The 19,987-nt window shown below is 62.9% G+C and carries 15 protein-coding genes and 1 tRNA gene; 8 read left to right on the top strand and 8 right to left on the bottom strand.

Annotated features, from left to right (window positions below; translation table 11 throughout):
• The first annotated feature begins 49 nt into the window (after positions 1-49).
• The 3 genes from METLW4_RS0109715 (at position 50) to METLW4_RS0109705 (ending at position 3,184) form a co-directional block, all read left to right on the top strand.
• Positions 50-1,357, top strand: a complete 1,308-nt coding sequence (locus tag METLW4_RS0109715) for an SCP2 sterol-binding domain-containing protein (RefSeq protein ID WP_018266008.1) — start codon at positions 50-52, stop codon at positions 1,355-1,357.
• Positions 1,358-1,493: 136 nt separating this feature from the next.
• Entirely contained in the window at positions 1,494-2,099 is a 606-nt protein-coding gene (locus METLW4_RS0109710; protein WP_018266007.1) for a TetR/AcrR family transcriptional regulator, read from the top strand.
• A 224-nt stretch (positions 2,100-2,323) separates the two neighbouring features.
• Entirely contained in the window at positions 2,324-3,184 is an 861-nt protein-coding gene (locus METLW4_RS0109705; protein ID WP_018266006.1) for a TauD/TfdA dioxygenase family protein, read from the top strand.
• Positions 3,185-3,316: 132 nt separating this feature from the next.
• On the opposite strand, the gene METLW4_RS0109700 is transcribed toward METLW4_RS0109705, so the two are convergent.
• The 4 genes from METLW4_RS0109700 to METLW4_RS0109685 form a co-directional block, all read right to left on the bottom strand.
• Positions 3,317-5,680 carry a TonB-dependent receptor gene (locus METLW4_RS0109700; protein ID WP_018266005.1) on the bottom strand — a complete coding sequence of 788 codons (2,364 nt, stop codon included), beginning with the start codon at positions 5,678-5,680 and terminating at the stop codon, positions 3,317-3,319.
• 277 nt (positions 5,681-5,957) lie between these two features.
• Positions 5,958-6,896: an alpha/beta hydrolase gene (locus tag METLW4_RS0109695; protein ID WP_018266004.1), complete on the bottom strand. Its 939-nt coding sequence runs from the start codon at positions 6,894-6,896 to the stop codon at positions 5,958-5,960.
• The gene (locus METLW4_RS0109690) at positions 6,893-7,780 is read right to left on the bottom strand and encodes an alpha/beta fold hydrolase (RefSeq protein ID WP_018266003.1); all 888 of its coding nucleotides are present in this window, start codon (positions 7,778-7,780) and stop codon (positions 6,893-6,895) included. The genes METLW4_RS0109695 and METLW4_RS0109690 overlap by 4 nt, the downstream gene beginning before the upstream one ends.
• 21 nt (positions 7,781-7,801) lie before the next feature.
• Positions 7,802-8,857: a sugar phosphate isomerase/epimerase family protein gene (locus METLW4_RS0109685; RefSeq protein ID WP_018266002.1), complete on the bottom strand. Its 1,056-nt coding sequence runs from the start codon at positions 8,855-8,857 to the stop codon at positions 7,802-7,804.
• Between the two features lie 95 nt (positions 8,858-8,952).
• On the opposite strand from METLW4_RS0109685, the gene METLW4_RS0109680 reads away from it, so the two are divergent.
• Positions 8,953-9,561 (top strand): TetR/AcrR family transcriptional regulator, encoded by a 609-nt coding sequence (locus METLW4_RS0109680; RefSeq protein ID WP_018266001.1) that lies wholly within the window; start codon positions 8,953-8,955, stop codon positions 9,559-9,561.
• 225 nt (positions 9,562-9,786) lie between these two features.
• On the opposite strand, the gene METLW4_RS24535 is transcribed toward METLW4_RS0109680, so the two are convergent.
• Positions 9,787-10,722 carry an ABC transporter substrate-binding protein gene (locus METLW4_RS24535; RefSeq protein WP_018266000.1) on the bottom strand — a complete coding sequence of 312 codons (936 nt, stop codon included), beginning with the start codon at positions 10,720-10,722 and terminating at the stop codon, positions 9,787-9,789.
• Positions 10,723-10,844: 122 nt separating this feature from the next.
• On the bottom strand, positions 10,845-12,998 hold the full coding sequence (locus METLW4_RS0109670) for a TonB-dependent receptor (RefSeq protein WP_083919253.1): 2,154 nt from the start codon (positions 12,996-12,998) through the stop codon (positions 10,845-10,847).
• A gap of 235 nt (positions 12,999-13,233) precedes the next feature.
• Between METLW4_RS0109670 and METLW4_RS0109655 the strand changes: the two genes are divergently transcribed.
• The gene (locus METLW4_RS0109655) at positions 13,234-14,214 is read left to right on the top strand and encodes an LLM class flavin-dependent oxidoreductase (protein WP_018265996.1); all 981 of its coding nucleotides are present in this window, start codon (positions 13,234-13,236) and stop codon (positions 14,212-14,214) included.
• A gap of 787 nt (positions 14,215-15,001) precedes the next feature.
• Here METLW4_RS0109655 and METLW4_RS0109650 read toward each other — a convergent pair.
• Positions 15,002-15,077 (bottom strand) — tRNA-Ile (locus tag METLW4_RS0109650).
• 183 nt (positions 15,078-15,260) lie between these two features.
• Between METLW4_RS0109650 and METLW4_RS0109645 the strand changes: the two genes are divergently transcribed.
• Complete coding sequence (locus METLW4_RS0109645; RefSeq protein ID WP_018265995.1) at positions 15,261-16,007, top strand: peptidase; 747 nt, start codon at positions 15,261-15,263, stop codon at positions 16,005-16,007.
• A complete protein-coding gene (locus tag METLW4_RS0109640; protein WP_018265994.1) occupies positions 16,004-16,984 on the top strand; it encodes an L-threonylcarbamoyladenylate synthase in 981 nt (326 codons plus the stop codon). The genes METLW4_RS0109645 and METLW4_RS0109640 overlap by 4 nt, the downstream gene beginning before the upstream one ends.
• 17 nt (positions 16,985-17,001) lie before the next feature.
• On the opposite strand, the gene METLW4_RS0109635 is transcribed toward METLW4_RS0109640, so the two are convergent.
• On the bottom strand, positions 17,002-18,039 hold the full coding sequence (locus METLW4_RS0109635) for a hypothetical protein (RefSeq protein WP_157235014.1): 1,038 nt from the start codon (positions 18,037-18,039) through the stop codon (positions 17,002-17,004).
• A 267-nt stretch (positions 18,040-18,306) separates the two neighbouring features.
• Here METLW4_RS0109635 and pgi point away from each other — a divergent pair, with 267 nt between their 5' ends.
• A complete protein-coding gene (gene pgi / locus METLW4_RS0109630) occupies positions 18,307-19,947 on the top strand; it encodes a glucose-6-phosphate isomerase (RefSeq protein ID WP_026191394.1) in 1,641 nt (546 codons plus the stop codon).
• Positions 19,948-19,987: the final 40 nt, after the last annotated feature.

Below are 19,987 nucleotides of genomic sequence, written 5' to 3'. Positions count from 1 at the left end.
TGAAGGCTCGCGGTCCAGTTTTCGCGCAAGCAAAAAGGGGCATATGCACATGTCTGTCGAAGCTCACGAAACGCAATCGTCGCCGGCGATCGCCCCGGCTTTCGAGGCGCGACGCTTGCGCGAGATGGCGCTCTCCGCCGGCGCCGACGATGTCGGCTTCGTCTCCATCGACGATCCGGCGATCGCTTTCGAGCGCGCTGGAATTCTCGCCGCTTTTCCCTTTGCGCGCACGCTCGTCTCTTTCGTGATGAGGATGAATCGCGAAAATGTCCGCAGCCCCGCGCGCTCGTCCGCCAATGTCGAGTTTCACCGCGTCGGCGACGAGACCGATGCGGTGTCGCATCGGCTGACGCGAATGCTCGAGGATTTGGGACATCGAGCCGCCTATCCCGCCATGGCCTTTCCGATGGAGGCGGCGCGCTGGCCCAATAAAATGTGGGTGATCTCGCATAAGCCCGTCGCGGTCGCCGCCGGCCTCGGCAAGATGGGCGTGCATCGCAATGTCATTCATCCGAAATTCGGCAATTTTATTCTGCTCGGGACGATGGTCGTCGATGTCGCGCTCGATTCCTATTCGCGCCCGCTCGATTACAATCCCTGCCTCTCCTGCAAGCTCTGCGTCGCCGCCTGTCCGACGGGCGCGATAGCGCCGGACGGAGGCTTCGATTTCGCCGCCTGCTACACGCATAATTATCGCGAGTTCATGGGCGGATTCATGGATTGGGCGGAGACGATCGCCGATGCGAAAAGCGCCGCCTCCTATCGCGGCAAGGTCTCGGATGCGGAAACCGTCTCCATGTGGCAGAGCCTCGCCTATGGGCCGAATTACAAAGCCGCCTATTGTCTCGCCGTCTGTCCGGCGGGCGAGGATGTGATCGGCGCCTATCGCGACGATCGTAAGGGCTTTGTGGAAGCCATCGTCGATCCGCTGAAGAAGAAGGAGGAGACGATCTATGTGACGCCGCATTCGGACGCCGAGGACTATGTGAAGCGCCGCTTTCCGCACAAGAGCGTGAAGCGCGTCGCCAATGGCTTGCGCGCCGCCTCCATTGCGAGCTTCGCGCGCGGCCTGTCGCTGCGGTTTCAGAGGAAGCGGGCGGCCGGCCTCTCGGCGGTCTATCACTTCGCCTTCAGCGGAGCCGAGCGCAAGGATCTCACCGTGCGCATCGCCAATGGCCGGCTCGAGGTGGAGGAGGGGCTGGTCGGAAAGGCGGATCTGTCGATCCGCGCCGATGCGCAGAGCTGGCTGCGCTTTCTGCGTAAGGAGCGGAGCCTGCTATGGGCGCTGGTCACGCTCCAGATCAGGCTGCGCGGCGATCCGCGGCTGCTCGCGGCCTTCGGCAAATGCTTTCCCTGACGTCGCGCTCTGTAGTCGAATGGAGTCCCTCCAATGTGGGCGCCAATGTCGGCGCTACGCTCCAATCCGATCGCGGAGCGCGCTATATGTGAGAGAGCGCCGGCTCTGTGGCGCGGCGCAGATCACGCGAGGGGACATGGACAACGCGTCGAGGTCGCAACGAACCCGCAAGGCGGTCATCCAGGCCGCGCTGGCGATCATCGCGCGCGAGGGGCCGGGGCGCTTGACGCTGGACGCGATCGCCCGCGAGAGCGGCGTCAGCAAAGGCGGGCTGATGCATCAGTTCCGCACCAAGGAGGCCGTGCTCAAGGCCCTGCTCGAGCATCAGATCGACTATTTCGCGGATTTTTCGCGCGCCTATATGGCCGAGCACGGCGCCGGTCAGGCTTCGCCGCATCTCGCCGCGCAAATCGCGACGCTGCGTCAAACGCTGGTCGAGCCGCAACCGGTCGCTTTCGCGATTTTCGGCGCCCTAGGGCAGGATCCGAGCCTGCTCTCGATCGCGCGCGAGAGCGATGCAGAATCGCTGGAGGCGATCAAGGCGGAGGCGAAAGATCAGGATTTGGCGCTGCTGCGCTGGGCGGCGGCGCGCGGCCTGGCGATGAGCGCGCTGCTGGGCCTTTGCCCGCTCGGCGAGGAGGAGCGCGACCGCCTGTTCGATCGTCTGCTCGATGAGGCCTCCTGGGCCGAGCGGACCGAGACGGCCGACGGCTCCCCGGCGCCATCCGCGTCGAGCGAATAGCAGATCGCTGATTCGACGCGGGAAAGCGCGCAGCATTGGGGTCTGCATATAAACAAACCATCTGGACGGTTTTTAAAATAGGCGCTAATTCTGACGCGGTGAGCCGGGGGCGAAACTCCCGGCGAGGTTCCGCCCATTCCAGCATCGCTTCCGCGCCCTATCTCGAGCCGGGCGAACTCGTCGATCCCGGTCAATTCGGCTGCTGTCGCTCGGAGAACATCCCCATGAGGTCGTCCTCGGCCGAAACGAAATTGCAGGCTCTCGACCTCACGCCGAATATTGGCGCACAGGTCGAGATCGACGCCGCGTCCTTGCTGAGCGGCCGTCACGCGACGGAAATTCGCGATCTTTTGGAGCGGCGCGGCGTTCTCGTCTTTCGCGGCCTCCATCTCGACGATGCGCAGCAGCGCGCCTTCACTCGAACCCTCGGCGAACTGTCGCCGCAGGGCGATGACGGCCTGTTTCGGATCACGCTCGACGAAGCGGCGAGCCCCGCCGCTGCGGAATATGTGAGAGGCTCGTTCCATTGGCGCATCGACGGCGCCACCGACGATGCGCCGCCCGCAGCCTCCATTCTCAATGCGAGACGGCTGTCGGCGAGGGGAGGGCAGACCGAATTCTGCAACATCTGCGTCGCTTGGGAAGAAATGCCGCACACGGTGAAGACATCGATCGGCGATCTCCATGTCGTCCACACTGTCGAGACGGCGCAATGGCTGATCGATCCCACGCCCTCCTATGAGGAATTGCGTCGATGGCGCAGCCATGCGCCCAAGGTCCATCCGCTGGTGTGGACCAAAAAATCGGGCCGCAAGTCGCTCATGCTCGGCAGCGCGGTCTCGCATGTGGACGGCGCCGACACGGATGAAGGCCGCATGCTGCTGCGCGACCTCATGGAATGGGCGACGCAGCCTCGCTACGTCTATCGCCACCAATGGGAGGTCGGCGATCTGCTGATCTTCGACAATACCGGCGTGATGCGCCGCGTGACCCCCTATGCGCCAGAGAGCGGACGATTGATTACACGCACGACGATCGCAGGAGACGAGCCGCAGCCGCGAAGACGCGAGAGCCGGCTTTTCTGACCCGGCCTCCGCGCTCGAGCCTTCGGCGCCCGACGGGCCTCCCGTCATTTTTTGTCCGTCGTCACGAGACGAGTCGGCTCGTTCATTAATCGAACAAAGGACGGGAGCGTCGCGCGACTCGTCTCGAAATTGTCAGTACAGCTTGACGCGCAACGTGCCCCCATATGTGCGTGGCCTGATGGGCAGTCCGACCGATGCGGGATTGCTGGCGTCGCCGGGCGACCAGGAATAGATCGGCCGCTCGTCGAAGACATTCTTCGCCCAGACCGAAAGGCTGTAGCGCTCGTCGTCGGTTCTGAGGCCGAGGCCCGCGTTCACAATGGCGAACGGAGGCTGCCAAAATTGAAACACCGAGTGCGGATCGGTGAGTTGCGTCTTGTCTTGCCAGGCGACATTGACGTAGCCGAAGCCGGTGACCGGGCGGTCCCACTCCGTCCCGAAATCACGGAATAGCGCTCCGAGCGGCTGGTCGTAATTCGCGCCGACGTTGAACGACCAGATCGGCAGGTTCTCCCAGCGCGTGTTGGAGCGCGACAGAGTGAGAGGCGCGGCGAGCGAGCCCGCGGTCGCCGGCCAGATCCAGTCGGCCGGCGGCGTGGCGTTGGCGTAGTCGATCCAGCGCGCTTCCGTATAGGCGCCGTTGAAGGAGAGCCACAGGCGCTCCAACGGGCTCCATCGGCCGACGAATTCGAAGCCGCGCAGCCGGAGATGACCGACATTGCCGAGATAGGATGTGCGGATCGGCTGCCCCGTGCTGTCCGCGTAAGAGGCGTCGGTGAGGCTCGTCTGGAAATTATAGATGTCGTTCCAGTAGAAATTGAAATTGGCGACGAGGCGATTGTCCAGCCAATTCGTGTTGAGGCCGATTTCATAATCCCAAGAGGTCTCGGGCTTGGTGATGAGCGGCTGCCAGCCTTTGAAATTCAGCGAGCCGTCGAGGATCGGCTGGGCGGCGTTGTTGATCGCGCCGGATTTCTCGCCGCGCGCGACGAGGGCATGGAAGAGAAGATTGTCGTTCAGCCTGTATTGCGGATTGAGGATCCCGGTGACCGAGTTGAATGTCTTCGTCTGGCCGCCGGTGTCGAAGAAGGGCTGGCCGCCGCCGGCGCGAATGGCGGCCTCCTGCTGGGCGAATGTAAATTGATTGGCGTAGAGCTGATCCCAGCTGAAGACGGAGCCTTCTTTGACTTCGTAGCTGTCGCGCAGGCCGAAGGCGAGCGCCCAGGCGTCGTCTATGTGATAGGTTGCTTGGCCATAGCCCGCCAGGCTGAAGGTGCGCGATTTGCTGTCGCGATTGTTCTGGAGGCCGCGTTGCAGAGCCGGCCGGCTATACCAAGCCGCCGCATCGGCGCCGAAGACGCTGGTGCTCCGGCTCCAAGCGTTCTCATAGAGCGAATAGAGACCCGTGACCCATTCGAGCGTCTTCTCGCGTGGCGAGGAGAGGCGAAGCTCCTGCGAGAACTGATCGACGTAAGGACTGAGGCCGCCGCCCGAAATTTCGAGTTCTTGATTGCCGATCGGATTGTGCGCGAGAATCCGTGAACGGCCGTAAGCCGTGATCGATGTCAGTGTGTTTTCGTCGATCGCCCAGTTCAGCTCGTTCGAAACCGTGTAATTGCGTCCGGTGAATGTGCCTGCGCTGGTGGCGTAGGGGCGGTAGGGATCATAGGTGAGGATCGGCTTTCCCAGCCTCGAGGCGACATTCTGAGCGAAAGTGCGGGCCGGCAACGTTCCGTTGGCGTAGACCAGAAAGGAATCGGCGAAGGGCCCTGTGGCGAAGGTGTTGGTGGTGCTGTATTCGTATTGAGCGTTATAATTGAAGATCAGACGATCCGTGACATTGTCGCCGACATAGAGCAGCTGTCCACGCGCTCCCCAGCGATTGTCGTTGAGATAGTCGGCGCCGGTCAGCTGATCTCTGATCCAACCATTGCCTTTGTCGACGAAGAGCGCCAGCCGATAGGCGAGCTTGTCGTCGACAATCGGGCCGGTGACGTTCAGCTTTTCGATGAAATGCGCGTAGTTGGCGAAAGAGCTTTCGAATGTCGCAGCGCGTTCGAAGGAGGGCAGCTGCGTCTGGATGACGACATTGCCTACGGTCGTATTTTTTCCGCCGGCGGTTCCCTGCGGGCCGAGCGCGAGCTCGAACGAGCGGAGATCGATGAAGTCGGTGCCCTGGAAGCCGACATATTTCCAGAAGACATTGTCGAGAATAAATCCCGTGTCGAATTCCGCGCCGACCGAATTGCCCGAGCTGCGGCTCAGGAGACCGATGGCGCTGCTGACTCCACGGATCGCCGGTCTTGTCGTGACCGGATTTCCTTCCTGGGGCCGATAGTTCGGAACGAACTGTGAAAAATCCGACAATCGCTCGAGATGCTCTTCTTCCGCCTTGGCGCCATTGACGACAGCGACGGAACGCGGAGCATTCGTCAGCTGTCTGGCCTCTTCTCGCGTCGGCTGATCGACGCGAGCGCCGACATGAACGTCTTCCACCTGAGCATCTTGGGCGAGCGTCGAAACAGGGGAAAGGACTGCGGCGGCGAGGGCGCAGAAAGCAACCGTCGAATAAATCTGTCGCGCTGAGGCGGACCATGAAACAGGCATTGTCGGCGCTCCCTTGCCTATATATATCGATGTAATCGATGGTATTAGTATATTGATAAAATGGACCTCCGCAAGGCTGCGCTCCTCGTCCGCACGACGCGAGACATTCATTTTAGAAACGACTGGGCGACGCTTGTCGAACGGTGGGCCGAGCGTTTGGGCTTTGTCACCTCGGCTCAAGTCCGAACGTGTTGCGGATTTCCCGACCGGCATGAACGAAAAGAGTGGAGGCGGCCGGCGCCACGCCGAGCATATGGATGCAGGCGTGGATCATTCCGTCGAGGCGAATGAGCGTAGCCGAAACGTCACTGTCTTCGAGCTTGCGCGCATAGGCTTCCCCCTCGCTGCGCAGCGGATCATATTCGCTGACCAGAATCGTCGCCGACGGCAAGCCGCGCAGCTCCGCCCGCAGCGGCGCGGCGTAGACGGGCGGCGCCGATAAGAGCTCGCCCAGATAATCGCTCCAGCACTGCTTCATGACGTCGCGAGTGAGATAATATCCCTCTGCGAATTTCCGATAAGACGGCGTGTCGTGATCGGTGTCGAGCGCCGGATAGACGAGAAGCTGATGCGCAATCGTCGGACCGCGTCGATCACGCGCGAGCAGAGCCGCTCCAGCGGCGAGATTTCCCCCGGCGCTGTCGCCTCCGATGGCAACTCGATTCTTGTCGATCCGCAATTCACCCGCATGAGCGACGACCCAGCAAAGGGCGCGATACACGTCTTCGAGCGGAGCAGGGTAGGGATGTTCCGGCGCGAGCCGATAGCCGACCGAGAAAACGACGCAGCCCGTGGCGTTGGCGAGGGCGCGGCAAGGGTTATCATAAGAGTCGAGGGAACAGAGGCGCCAGCCGCCGGCATGGGCGAAAACAATGGCTGGCGGCGTGTCGCACGTCGTCCCGAGCGGTCGATAGGCGCGAACGGGAATGGCGGCGTCGTATTCGCCTTCTTCTACCGCGAAATCGTCGATCCGCTCGATCTCTTCCAATGCGCCTTGCATAGATCGCAGCGCAAGATCGGTTTCCGCGCGAAGGCTTTCGAGAGAGGCGGGCGGCGTGACCGGCGCGCGCGCCAGAAGCGCAGCGATGTCGGCGTCGATCGTCATGGGACGCTCTCCTCGAGGAAGAAGGGAATGAGCTGAGCGTTGAATTCTCGTGGCGCCTCCTCCATGACGAAATGCCCGCAATCGCGGATGATCTCGCCACGTAAATCCGTCGCATGTGGACGAAGCGTCTCGATCGGCGCGTCCGCTGTCGCATGTTCGCAGCCGATCGCGAGAACCGGCGCCGTCAATGGTCGGCTCGCGCGCTCGCGATTTTGCCGAATTGTCTCGGGAATGGCGCGGTAATAGGCGAAGCCTGCGCGAAGGCCCCCCGGCGTCCCATAGGCCGCGGCATAGACATCCGCGGCGACGCGGTCGCGCCGATGAGACCATTTGTCGAAGATGAAGCCGAGATACTCTTTCTCGCGGCCCGAGGTGAGGAACTCGGGCAGGTCCAGAATCTGGTTGAACAGGAAATGCCAGAGGAAAATATTGTCGGACGGCGGGACGAAGATCGGCGGCGAAGGGGCGAGGCCCGGGATCACCGCCTCCGTCAACGCCATCCTCTCCACCGCCTCGGGATGGTCGGTCGCGAGCGCGTAGCCGATCCACATTCCGACGTCATGACCGGCGACGCGATAGCGATCGTGGCCGAGCTGGATCATGAGACGGTGCAGCAGGCGGGCGGCCGAGCCGGTGTCATAGCCGCGCTCTGGCCGGGACGAATAGCCCGAGCCGATCGGATCGACGGCGATGGCGCGAAAGCCGTTGCGAGCCAGCGCGGGCATGACATGGCGCCAAGCGTACCAGGTCTGCGGCCAGCCTGGAATGAGAAGCGCGGGCTTGCCCTCGCCCAGAACGACGCAATGGAGCCTCTCGCCGTCCAAGCGAATGTAATGATGCGCGAAGCCTTCGTCCCGCGTGTCGGGCGCCGACAAATTCGTCATGAAGAAAATCTCCGCCAGAGATCACGAAATGCCGAGCATCGCATTGGCCTGCGCCGAACTGAGCGGCGCGCCCGCGAAGTCGTCGAAGATTTTTTCTGTCACGCGTATCGTATGGTTGCGAATGAAGGCCGCGCCTTCGCGCGCGCCGTCCTGCTGGTCCTTCAGGCAACATTCCCATTCGAGCGTGGCCCAACCGGAAAAATCATATTGCGCGAGCTTTGCGAAGATCGAGCGGAAATCGACCTGCCCGTCGCCGAGGGACCGAAAACGTCCCGCTCGGTCGATCCAGGGGCGATAGCCGCCATAAGCGCCTTGGCGTCCGGTGGGCGCGAATTCGGCGTCCTTGACGTGGAACATGCCGATCCGCTCGTGATAGATGTCGATGAAGTCGAGATATTTGAGCTGCTGAAGGATGAAATGACTGGGGTCATAGAGAAGGCGGCAGCGGTGATGGAAGCCGACGCGCTCCAGCAGCATTTCGAATGTCACGCCATCGTGCAGATCCTCGGCGGGATGGAGCTCGAAGCAGAGATCGACGCCTTGCTCGTCGCATAGATCGAGGATGGGCCGCCAGCGGCGCGCCAGCTCGTCGAATGCGGTTTCGACCAATCCTTCCGGCCGTTGGGGGAAGGGAAAAAAATACGGCCAGAGGAACGAGCCGGAAAATGTGCCCATCGCACCGAGGCCGAGCCGGCGCGAGGCCTCTGCGGCGAGCTCGATCTGCTCGCGCGCCCATTGGCTGCGCGCGGCGGCGTTCCCATGAAGCTCCGGCGGCGCGAAAGCGTCGCACATCGCATCATAGGCCGGATGCACGGCGACGAGCTGCCCGAAAAGATGCGTCGTCAACTCGCTGACGACGAGCCCACGCGCGGCGAGAATTCCTGCGATCTCGTCGCAATAGGCTTGGCTCTCGGCGGCTTTCCGCACGTCGAACAGCCGCTGGTCCCAGGCCGGAATCTGGATCGCGGCGAAGCCCTGCGCACGCGCCCAATTGGCGAGCGAAGCCAAATTGTCGAACGGTTCGCGAGCGTCGCTGAACTGTGCGAGATGGATGCTCGGACCTTTGATCGTCTTCATCGCGCCACCATTCTTTGTCAACCAACAAAGAATGCTCCCTTGCGGATGGATGTCAAGCACATTATTGATCGATCGATCAATAATGGTGGGACCGCATGGCTGGCAGACCCCGCGAATTCGACAGGAAGGCGGCGCTCGAGACCGCGCGCGCTCTTTTTTGGGCGCGTGGCTATGAGGGCGTGTCTATGGCCGATCTCGTGTCCGCTCTCGGCATTGCGTCGGCGCGGATTTATGCTGCTTTCGGCTCGAAGGAGGCGTTGTTCCGCGAGGCGATCGAGCTCTACGAGGCGCAAGAAGGCGGTTTCGCCGACCGCGCCTTGCGCGGCGAGAAGGATATTCGCGCCATGCTGGAAGAAATGTTCCGGGCGGCTATCGCGCTCTACACTGTGGATCGGAGAGGCTGCATGGTCGTCTCAGCCGCGACGAATTGCGCGCCGGAGAATGCCGCCCTCGGCGCCTGGCTGTCGGAGCATCGCAGGGCCCGAACCCAGTCGATCATCGAGCGGCTGCGGCAGGCGAAGCGCGCCGGCGAACTCGCGGGCCATGTCGACGAGGTCGCGCTCGGCGACTGCTGCGCCGCCCTGCTGCACGGACTGTCGGTGCAAGCCCGGGACGGCGTAAGCGCACATCGGCTCTCCGCTATGGTGGACGCGTTTCTCGAGGCGTTCGATTTGAAGACCGCTAGACCCCGCTGGAGCAAGTGAATGTGAGCCGTGACGCGGCGTCGATCCTCCGAGGGCGCTTTGGCGACCGTGTGACGATCGAGGATGTCGCACCGTTGGAGGATACGAGAGTTTCGTCGCCGCTCGTCGACGTGGCTCCTTCTGATATCTCGGCGACGGCGGCTCTCCATGCATGGCGTAATGGATCATCGTTCTCGAGGACAATCCTCGCCTCCACGGAACCGGCGCATTTCTGCTCGCGCCGACTTAGGGGACGGGAGGGGCCGCGCGTAGCATGCGTTCAGCGTCGTCGCGGCCGAGATCGTAATGATAGAACTTCGCATGAAAGATCTGGGTTTCCTGCACGAGATCTATGTCGTCGAACAGCTCCGGGTGAAGAGTCTTGGCCGCCCATAGCGTCTGCAATGCTTCCTCGGCGCTGCGCGTGCACCAAGGATATACGCCGCGAGGATTGACGACGACCCGTCCGTTCTTGACCGCGTCGATCGAGCGCCAACGCGGATCGGCCAGAATTTGGTCGCGGACGGCGGGGAGAAAAGCGATGATCACCTCGGGATTCCATTGGAGGATATCCTCCAGCTGAACGGTCTTTCCGATCCCGGAGACGCCGGCCTGTCCCGCCACATTTATCCCGCCTGCGGTCTCGATCCAGGATGAGACGATGGAGCGGCTGCCTTCTGTGACCAGTGGAGCCGTCGCGGCATAGTAGACGCGACGAATGCGCTGAGGAGGCAGCGCTCCTGTTCGTTCACGCACGCGTACGACATTGGATTCATAGTAGCTCCGAAATTCTCGGGCTATTCGCAGCTCTCGCTCGCCGAGGACGCGGCCGACCAGCTCGAGCGCTTCCTCGAGCTGCGCTGGATCGTCTCGCTCGAGCATCACGATCGGAACGCCCGACTGTTCGACCTCTCGCCTGGCGCTCACTCCGTTCAACAGAAGAGCGACCTGCAGCGCCGCGGCGACAAGGGCTTCCTTGTCGACCTGATTGCCCGAATAGATGACCGGCAGCTCGCGAACAGCTGGATAGATTTTTGCGAACCAAGCATTGTCGATGAGCTGAGCCGAGCTGCCAACGAGCTTGTCCATGCTTCCGAGCATGAGAAACCACGCATCCAGCGCCCCTCCCGTGCCGAGGGCTCGTGAAATCACGCGCGGCAGCGCGACCTCGCGCCTCTCCATATCGGTGATGATCCGAGTCGAAGACGATGGCGTTTCGGCGACCGTCTCGACATTCGAGAACAGGGCGAGGACACAGCATGCGATAATTCCTCGGCGGATCACATGACGCTCCGTTGGTCGATTCAGAATGTCAGCTGCGCGGAACCAAAAATCGTGCGCGGGGAACCCAGCGTGAGCGTGCTCGGAGTGATGGACCAATAATGCTCGTCCGAGATATTGGCGACATTGACGCGGAGCGCGAGAGCGTGATCGAAAACCCGCGTCTCGTAACGGAGGCCGAGGTCGCCTGTCACCACGGAAGGAAGCACGAGCGTATTCGCAGCGTCCGCGAAGATTTTTCCGTTATAGGAGAATCCTCCCGTGAGAAATAGCCCGGAAGCGAAAGGCAAGGCGTATTCTGCATAGAGGCGAGCCAGCTTCTGCGGCGTCGCCGCTGGAACTTTTCCCACGACGCTCGCCGTGTCGGCGTTCGTTACCTTTGCGTGCATCAAAGTAAAACCGCCGGTCACGGTCAGCTCCGGCAGAACTTTCCCCATGGCGACGAACTCGACGCCATCATGGGTCTCGCGTCCATCCTCGCTGTAGACGTTCGTGGTCGTATTGGTGAAAGCGTTGGCTTTGTCGATGCGGAACAGCGCCACATTGACGTCGAACATTCCCCAGCTCGTCTTTGCTCCGATCTCGATCTGTTGCGCGAGATACGGCGCCAATGTCTGATTGGCGTTTGCGGTCGTGCTCGGCGCCGTCGGTCCTTTCTGCAGGGCTTCGATGTAGGAGACATAGGTCGTGACGTTCGACCACGGCTTATAGGTCAGAGCCGCGCTGGGAGTGGCGGCGCTTTTCTGATAGGCGGGCGCCTCGGTGACCTTGCCGTTGGTCGGATAGGTCGAATAGCTCCAGTTGCGGTCGTCGATCGACGCGAAAGTCACGCCGGCGAGGAGGGACCATTGATCCGTGAGGCTCACCGTATCGACGAATGACGCCGTCAGCAGATTTGTGCGCTCGAAAGTCTTGTCGGCTGGTCCGATCGGAGCGCCGGGCTTATCCACCGGATAGGCAGTCGGCAGATAAATATTGCCGACGCCGGAGTAGCTGACCGTTTGTGTCGAATAAGGATAGGCGTATCGGTACCTGACATCCTCGTCGGTCATGCCGAGCGTCGCATTGTGCTTCCATCCGAAGGTTTCGATCTCCGCGTCGAGATAGAGATAGCCCTCGATCGCCTCTTTATTCATCCGGTAGTAATTCCGGGACATCGTGTAATTTCCGAGGTTGGTGGTGATCTGATCCCGCGGGCGATTGCGGAACATGTCCACGTCCGAGTAAGCGAACGCTCCTCTAACGTTGAACGTCTCATCGATCTTGCTCGTGAGCCGGAGCGCCGCCCGATCGACCATGTCGTAGCTGCGGGCATAGGCGGGCATGAAATTTTTCGACGGATCCGGCGCCTTCGGAAGCGTCTTGAGCGCGGATCCGATCGTGAACAGATTGTCGCCGCCGCGAATGTCGAAATAGTAATGACTGTAATCGAACATCAGCTTTGTCGATTCGGCGGCGCGCCAGTCGAGCGCGGCGCTGGCGAGCGATCGCTCGTGAGACTGAGACGAGATCGTCGTCTCGCCGGAGCCGACATGCGCGAGATTGACGCGGTAGGCGAACGCCCCATCCGTGTCGAGCGGGCCGCTCAGATCGACATGAGCATAGCCCTGCGCGGCGCCGAAATCGCCCGCGACGACGCTGTAATACGGCGTTGTCGTCGGCCTTTTCATAATGTAGTTCACGACGCCGGCAGGGTTGGCGAAGCCGAAGAGAAAGCTCGCCGGGCCGTTCAAGACCTCGATCCTCTCCTTGTCCTCGATCGGCGACGACGCATAGAGATGCAGCCCGTCGACATACGACTCGTTCGTGTCGGTCGTGAAGCCGCGAATCGTGAAGGACGAGCCGCCGCCGACCATATTGGTCGCGGCCCCTTCATAGACAGTGGGATTGTATTTGAGCGCGTCTTGGGCGGAAGCTGCTTGCAGATTGCTCATCAAAGCGCGCGACGCGACATTGACGGAATAGGGCGTATCCTGAAGCGAACGATCTCCCAAGAGCAGAGTAGATGCGGCGCCGGATCGGTATCCGGCGGCTTCACTGCCGTCGCGCTGGGGCTTTTGGACGACGATGTCGATTTCCGGCAGCACGGTCTGCGCACGAGCGCTCCCTTGCAGGACAAGGAAAACGGCGACAGATGTTTCTCCGAGACGCGCACGTTTCAGGGCTGCTTTCAGCATCAGATTCTCTCCGACTGATTTTTGATATGTATTTCACATATATAATCAATTTCGCCTATCAAACTTTCGGCGCCGCGCCTGTTTTTTCATCAAATGCGGCATATCATCAGAGTTTTCTGCAATTCGCGCAGCGCGCCCGTGATCGCGCCGGAACGCGTGTGATCTTGTGCTATGTGGTGGAAATATATAATAGCAAGAGCGTCCCACGGCCCCGATCGTCAGAGATACGCGTCGCATGAAATTCGGAGTCTTTTGCCCGTTCCACACCCATCTTCGCGGCTACAAGGAATGCTTCGATCGCCAAGCCGCATTGGTGCGACGAGCGGAAGACCTCGGGTTCGACGAGGCTTGGGTCGCCGAGCACCATTTCAATCCGAACGGAGCCAGCTCATCCATCCTGGTTCTGCTCGGCCATCTCGCGACGATCACATCGCGCATACGTCTCGGATCCGCGGCTCTCTTGCTTGCCTACCGCAATCCGATCCAAGCGGCCGAAGACATCGCTACGGTCGACATCATCTCCAATGGGCGATTGAATCTCGGTGTCGCGCGCGGCGGATCGGCGACCTTGCCGAACAAACATTTCCATGTGCCTCGCGAGCAGAGTCGCGACATGCTGATCGAGGGGCTGACTCTCGTCGAGCGGCTTCTTTACGAAGACCACGTGACATTCGCTGGCGATCATTTTGCGGTTGACGATGTCTCTCTCGTTCCCAAGCCGCTCCAGCGCCGTATCCCGACCTTCCTCGCGACGACCGCGCCTGACGCTATCCGCTATGCGGCGAGCAGAGGATTGGGAACAATGGCGGCTCCGCCTTACTCGATGGAGCGGGTTCGCCAGACGATCGACCACTATCGAGCTGCGGCGCCCGGCGCTGATCCTGGGATGACTTTATCCCGATTTTTTTTCGCCGCGCCATCGAGAGAAGAAGCGTTGAACGAGACGCTGCCGCAAATAAGAAGTTTCGTCGATCGTAAAAGAGCCTTGGCTCTCGCCGATGTCCCGGTCTCTCCGTCGGAATTGAATATCGAATCCGTGATAGAGCGTTCTCTCATCGGAAGTTATGAAGACGTTATCGAAAAGCTGAACTACCTCGAAGAAAATATGCAGATACGCGCCGTTCTGCTGCGACCGATGACGATCGAGCACGATCGATCAATCCGGGCGCTCGATCGTTTTGTTAGATATATTCAGCCGAAGTTGCAATTCGCGTAATGTCGGCCGTCGGAGCACCCGGAGGCGCTGGCGAGCGCGAAGAGGCTGAAAGAAAACTCGCGGAATACATCGCAAGCAAATAGGCGCCGGAACGTCGCGAGCGTGCGCTATCACAAGCGACGTAATCAAAATCTATCTCGACGACGTCGCGCCCGGTCACGCTCGCCCGGAGAACGGCCGAACGCCTGTTGGAGCATTTCGGCGACAAGCACTTGGACGAGATCACTGGCGCTCTTTGTCGCGCCTATGCGGACTCACGGCGGTAGAACGTCCGACAAACACAGGGCGGAAATGCGGGCGGCGATGACGGCGTGAAGCGCGATCTCGAAGACCTACGCGCGGCAATCACGCATCACCAGAAGGAAGGCTATCACCGCGCGGTCGTCAGAGTCGTGCCGCCGGAGTGCGGGCGGCTCGCCAACGCTGGCTCACGCGAGACGAAGCGGCGAAGCTTCTTTGGACGTGCTGGCGCACTCGCGAGGTTCAGGAAGGGGCGACGACCGACAAGCGCCCCTTGCGCCATTTGTACCGCTTCCTAATCCTCGGGCTCTATACCGTCTCACGTCCTGGCGCGATCTTGAATGCAACGTGGGACAGAGGCCAGGGCCGCCCGCACGTCGATATCGAATACGGCGTTTTTCATCGGCAAGCCGAGGGCAAGGCTGAGACAAACAAGCGCCAGCCGACCGTGAAGCCGTCGCCGCGTCTCAAAGCGCGCAAATACGCATTGGTAATGTCGTCAGCTTCGACGGCTCGCCCGTTCAAAGCGTCAAGTTATTGATTTCATTGGTGGGCCGGGCAGGACTCGAACCTGCAACCAGACCGTTATGAGCGGCCGGCTCTAACCATTGAGCTACCGGCCCAGCCGCCGTTTCGGCCGGGAATAATGTTCCTATAGCGGATTCGCGCCGCGCCGCAACGCCCGATCGAAAATTGGGCGCCGGCTGATTTTCGCGCGGCCAATTCCCTTGCGATGCGCTAAGTTGCGCCGCCCGCCCGCCGGACGCGCCCGGCGTCGGAGCCGGGCCAGAGCTATCGGAGCGGCGATGACCTATTGTTGTGGCATTCTCGTGCGCGGCGGCCTCGTCATGATCGCCGACACCCGCACCAATGCGGGGCTCGACAATATCTCCACATTTCGCAAGCTCCATGTCTTCGAGCAGCCGGGCGAGCGCGTCATGATGCTCGCCACCGCCGGAAACCTCTCCGTCACCCAGGGCGCCGTCACCCTGCTCGCGGAAGGGCTGGAAAATCCCGAGACTCATGAGATCGAGCGTCTCGTCGATGCGCGCGGCATGCTGCAGGCCGCGCAGCTCGTCGGCCGCGCCGTTCGGCGCTCGCACGCCATGGCGGGGGAGGGGGCGGAGGATTCTGGCGTCAGCTTCGACGTCTCGCTGCTGTTCGGCGGGCAGATCGGCAACGGCCAGCTGCGGCTGTTCATGATCTATACGGCGGGCAATTTCATCGAATGCACGCAGGACACGCCCTATCTGCAGATCGGCGAGCACAAATATGGCAAGCCCATCCTCGACCGCGCTGTCTCCTTCGACACGGATGTGCTCGACGCGCTCAAGATCGGGCTCATCTCCATGGATTCGACGATTCGCTCCAATCTCTCCGTCGGCCTGCCGGTCGATATCGCTCTGCTACGCCGTGACGCGCTGCATACCGACGTCTCGACGCGCATAGACGGCTCCGATCCTTATTTCCGCGATTTGCGCGAGAGCTGGTCGCGGGCGCTGCGGGCCGCGCATATCGCCATTCCCGCGCCGCCCTATGGCGGGGCGCGATGACGCGGAGCGAGGACGGCGCGGCGCGGCGCGCGCCGGCCGGGGAGGAGGCGATCGAACGCGGCGCGCGCATTTTGCGCGAGGGCGGGCTCGTCGCATTTCCCACTGAGACGGTCTATGGGCTCGGGGCGGATGCGACCTCCGCCGCGGCGGTGGCGAAAATCTACGCCGCCAAGGGACGGCCGAGCTTCAATCCGCTCATCGCCCATGTCGCCGATATCGACTCGGCGCGGCGGGAGGCGGAGCTGCCGCCGGAGGCGCTACGGCTCGCCGAGGCTTTTTGGCCCGGGCCGCTGACCTTGGTGGCGCCGCGGGCGGCGGGCGGCTCGGTCTGCGAGCTGGCGCGCGCCGGCCTCGCGAGCGTGGCGCTCAGGGCGCCCTCGGCGCCGGTCGCGCGGGCGCTGATTTTGGCGGCGGGGCGGCCGATCGCGGCGCCTTCCGCCAATCGCTCCGGCCATGTCAGCCCGGTGACGGCTGCGCATGTGCTGGAGGATCTCGGGCCGAGGGTCGATCTCGTCATCGATGGCGGGCGGGCGGACAAGGGCGTCGAATCGACGATCGTCGCTTTTCTCGGCGGGCGGCCGCGGCTGCTGCGGCCGGGCGCCTTGGCGCGGGAGGCGCTGGAGCAGGCCTTGGGCGCGCCGCTGGAGGGCGAGGGCGGCGCGGCGGCGATCGTCGCGCCTGGGATGACCGCCTCCCATTATGCGCCATCAGCGCGGCTGCGGCTCGAGGCGAAAGAGCTGCGCGATGGCGAGGCCGGGCTCGATTTCGGCGGCCGTCTCGCCGAGCGCGGAGGGGCGGGGCTCCTGCTGGATTTATCGCCCTCCGCCAATCTCGAGGAGGCGGCGGCCAATCTCTTCCTTTATTTGCGCGAGCTGGACGCCCGCGGCGCAACGGCCGTGGCCGTGGCGCCGATCCCGGCGCATGGGCTCGGCGAGGCGATCAATGATCGGCTGCGGCGCGCGGCGGCGCCGAAGTAATCAGGCGGCCCGAATAATCAGGCGGCGAGAGCGGCTGTGTCGTCGCCGAGGCGGAAATCCATCGTCGCCGGCTCTGGCAGGCTGCGCCAGGGCGCGCATTCATAGCCGCGCGCGGCGAGACCATCCGCATGGGTCGATGTCATCTCGACCACGAGGCGCGTCGTGTGATTGAGCACGGGCGGCACGGCCCAGGCGAAGGGCGCGGCGTCGGCGGATGTCTCGCGCATCAGCGCGCGGCGGGCTTCGTTATTCTCCGGCCCCATGCGGCCGCGCCAGCCGGCGCGCGGCTGCTGCCAATCATTGGCGACGATGACCGGGCCGCGCAGCACATTGGCCTCGCGCTCGGTGCGCTCGATCAGCGCGATCTCATGCGGCGCGGTTCCCGTCAGCGTGAACAGCACCGGCCGCGCCAGCGGCTCGCGCGCGAGCAGAGCGACCGCATCCTCGAATGTGGCGCAAGTCTCGAAAGCGTAGCGCAGGAGATGGTCCGGCGGCCAGCCGGTCTCATATTTCAGCGCATTGGCGAGATTGAGCGCGAAATCATAAGGGAAGGCGGCGACGCCATCGATGCGACGGCGCATCGGCGCCTGATTGATCACCGCCGAGAAGCGCCCGGGCGCCATGGCCGTCAGCACGCCGATGGCGCCGGGCCAGGTCACATTGTAGAAGCCGCCCGCCGGGCCGGCGGCCCAGGCGATCTCGACACCGCGCCCGAGGCCGCGAAAGGGCCAGTCGAGCGAACGCCGAATCGTCGGCGCGCCGTCGGGCGCGACGAAGGCCTGGGTGGTGCAGGCGAAGAGATAGGACATGTTGAGGGTGGCCGCGCCGTGAAATCCCAATATTTCTGCGATGCGCTCCAAATCCTCGAAATAGCGGGAGGCGGATTTCTGCAGCCAGGATCGCGCCAGCCGATCGAGCGGCGCGAGGCAGACATGGCCCCAGCGCGGCATGGGCGCGAGACAGGCGTCACGCAGCGCCTCGGCCGCCGCGATGCGCGCCGCGGCATGGGCGATGGGGCCGCCATCTCTCACATCCAAAAAGGGAATCTGCCGCACCAAGGCTCCTCCGCCATGTCATCCGAACGATATAAATCACACATGTAACTGTCATAATACAGTCGGAAAGCAACCCGTCGTATATCTCCGCCGAGATGGGACAGTGGCGATTCGCCTCGGAACCTTCTCGGATCGATCGGAAAGCGCTCCGATCCCGCGCCGGCGAAAATCTCTGCGCTGCGAGGCGCGCGCATTCGGCGCGGATCGGCTAAAGAAAACAGCGAGGCGGGGACCATGAGCGTCGCCGTCGTCTCGGGAGGAGCTCGAATGTCCCGTCCGCGCGTTCTCGAAGCAATGGCGGCGCTGCAGGATCATGCGCGGGCGCTGCGCGGGTCGCGCACGCTCGATCTATTCGCCGCCGACCCTGATCGTTTCGCGAAATTCTCGGTGGCGCTCGACGATTTCCTGCTGGATTTCTCCAAGCATCGGATCGACGGCGAGACCTTGCGTCTGCTCGTCGCGCTCGCCCGCGCCGCCGATCTCGAAGGCGTGCGCGCGGCGTTGTTCGCCGGCGAGCCGGTCAATCTCACCGAGGGCCGCGCGGCCGCCCATTGGGCGTTGCGCGATCTCTCGGATCGCCCGCTCATCGTCGGCGGCGAGAACGTGCGCGGCGCGGTCGAGGCGGAGCGCGAGAAAGTCTACGCCTTTGCGCACGCGCTGCGTTCGGGCGAGTTGCGCGGCGCCGGCGGCGCGCCGTTCAGCGATATCGTCAATATCGGCATAGGCGGCTCTGATCTCGGCCCGGCCATGGCGGCGCGCGCGCTCGCGCCTTTCGGCAAAGGCGGCCCGCGCGCGCATTTTGTCTCCAATGTCGACGGCGCCGATATGGCGGACACGGTCGCCGGGCTCGATCCAGCGCGCACGCTGTTCATCGTCTCCTCCAAGACATTCACGACGCAGGAGACCATGGCCAACGCCGCTCTGGCGCGCGCTTTCATCGTGGAGCGTCTCGGCGAGGCGGCGGTGGCCGCGCATTTCGCCGCCGTGTCGACGCGGCTCGACAAGGTGGCGGAATTCGGCGTCGATTCGTCGCGCGTCTTCGGCTTTTGGGATTGGGTCGGCGGCCGCTATTCCATCTGGTCGGCCATCGGCCTCTCGCTCGTCATCGCCATAGGCCCGGAGAATTTCACGGAATTTCTGCGCGGCGGCTTCGACATGGACGAGCATTTCCGCAGCGCGCCGCTCGAGCGCAATATTCCGGCGCTGATGGGGCTGATCGGCGCGTTCCATCGCGATGTCGAGGGCAGGGCGGCGCAGGCGATCATTCCTTACGATCAGCGTCTCGCGCGTTTTCCCGCCTATTTGCAGCAGCTCGACATGGAGTCGAACGGCAAATCGGTGACGCGCGACGGCGGCGTTGCGGAATTCGCGACCGGGCCGATCGTGTTCGGCGAGCCGGGGACCAATGGCCAGCACGCTTTTTTCCAGCTGCTGCATCAGGGAACCGACGTCACGCCGATCGACTTTCTCATCGCCGCCGAGCCGATCGACGCCGACGCGCATCATCACGCGCTGCTCTTTTCCAATTGCCTCGCGCAGAGCGAGGCCTTCATGCGCGGGCGCACGCTCGCGGAGGCGAAAGCGCAGCTCGCCGCCGCAGGGCTAGACGCCGCGCGCGTCGAGGCGCTGGCGCCGCACAAGGTCTTCACCGGCGATCGGCCGAGCAGCGTGCTGCTTTATCGCCGGCTCGATCCGCGCACGCTCGGTCGCCTCGTCGCGCTCTATGAGCACAAGGTCTTCGTGCAATCGGCGATCTGGGACATCAACCCCTTCGATCAATGGGGCGTGGAGCTCGGCAAGGAGCTGGCCAATCGTCTGGCGCCGATCGTGGAGGACGAGAATGCGCCGCTCGCCGGGCTCGACGGCTCGACGGCGGGACTTATCCGTTGGCGGCGGCGGGAAGCCTGACTTTCCGCTCGCCGATGCGCGATTGACGCGCGGTCCTGCG

It is taken from the genome of Methylosinus sp. LW4 (assembly GCF_000379125.1).
Taxonomy (GTDB): domain Bacteria; phylum Pseudomonadota; class Alphaproteobacteria; order Rhizobiales; family Beijerinckiaceae; genus Methylosinus.
This window is presented reverse-complemented; position numbering and strand designations above follow the sequence as displayed.

Excerpts from the sequence above, each read along its gene's own strand:
- METLW4_RS0109715 (WP_018266008.1), top strand. The coding sequence starts at position 50 with ATGTCTGTCGAAGCTCACGAAACGCAATCGTCGCCGGCGATCGCCCCG.
- METLW4_RS0109710 (WP_018266007.1), top strand. The coding sequence starts at position 1,494 with ATGGACAACGCGTCGAGGTCGCAACGAACCCGCAAGGCGGTCATCCAG.
- METLW4_RS0109705 (WP_018266006.1), top strand. The coding sequence starts at position 2,324 with ATGAGGTCGTCCTCGGCCGAAACGAAATTGCAGGCTCTCGACCTCACG.
- METLW4_RS0109695 (WP_018266004.1), bottom strand. The coding sequence starts at position 6,896 with ATGACGATCGACGCCGACATCGCTGCGCTTCTGGCGCGCGCGCCGGTC.
- METLW4_RS0109690 (WP_018266003.1), bottom strand. The coding sequence starts at position 7,780 with ATGACGAATTTGTCGGCGCCCGACACGCGGGACGAAGGCTTCGCGCAT.
- METLW4_RS0109685 (WP_018266002.1), bottom strand. The coding sequence starts at position 8,857 with ATGAAGACGATCAAAGGTCCGAGCATCCATCTCGCACAGTTCAGCGAC.
- METLW4_RS0109680 (WP_018266001.1), top strand. The coding sequence starts at position 8,953 with ATGGCTGGCAGACCCCGCGAATTCGACAGGAAGGCGGCGCTCGAGACC.
- METLW4_RS24535 (WP_018266000.1), bottom strand. The coding sequence starts at position 10,722 with ATGGAGAGGCGCGAGGTCGCGCTGCCGCGCGTGATTTCACGAGCCCTC.
- METLW4_RS0109670 (WP_083919253.1), bottom strand. The coding sequence starts at position 12,998 with ATGCTGAAAGCAGCCCTGAAACGTGCGCGTCTCGGAGAAACATCTGTC.
- METLW4_RS0109655 (WP_018265996.1), top strand. The coding sequence starts at position 13,234 with ATGAAATTCGGAGTCTTTTGCCCGTTCCACACCCATCTTCGCGGCTAC.
- METLW4_RS0109645 (WP_018265995.1), top strand. The coding sequence starts at position 15,261 with ATGACCTATTGTTGTGGCATTCTCGTGCGCGGCGGCCTCGTCATGATC.
- METLW4_RS0109640 (WP_018265994.1), top strand. The coding sequence starts at position 16,004 with ATGACGCGGAGCGAGGACGGCGCGGCGCGGCGCGCGCCGGCCGGGGAG.
- pgi (WP_026191394.1), top strand. The coding sequence starts at position 18,307 with ATGTCCCGTCCGCGCGTTCTCGAAGCAATGGCGGCGCTGCAGGATCAT.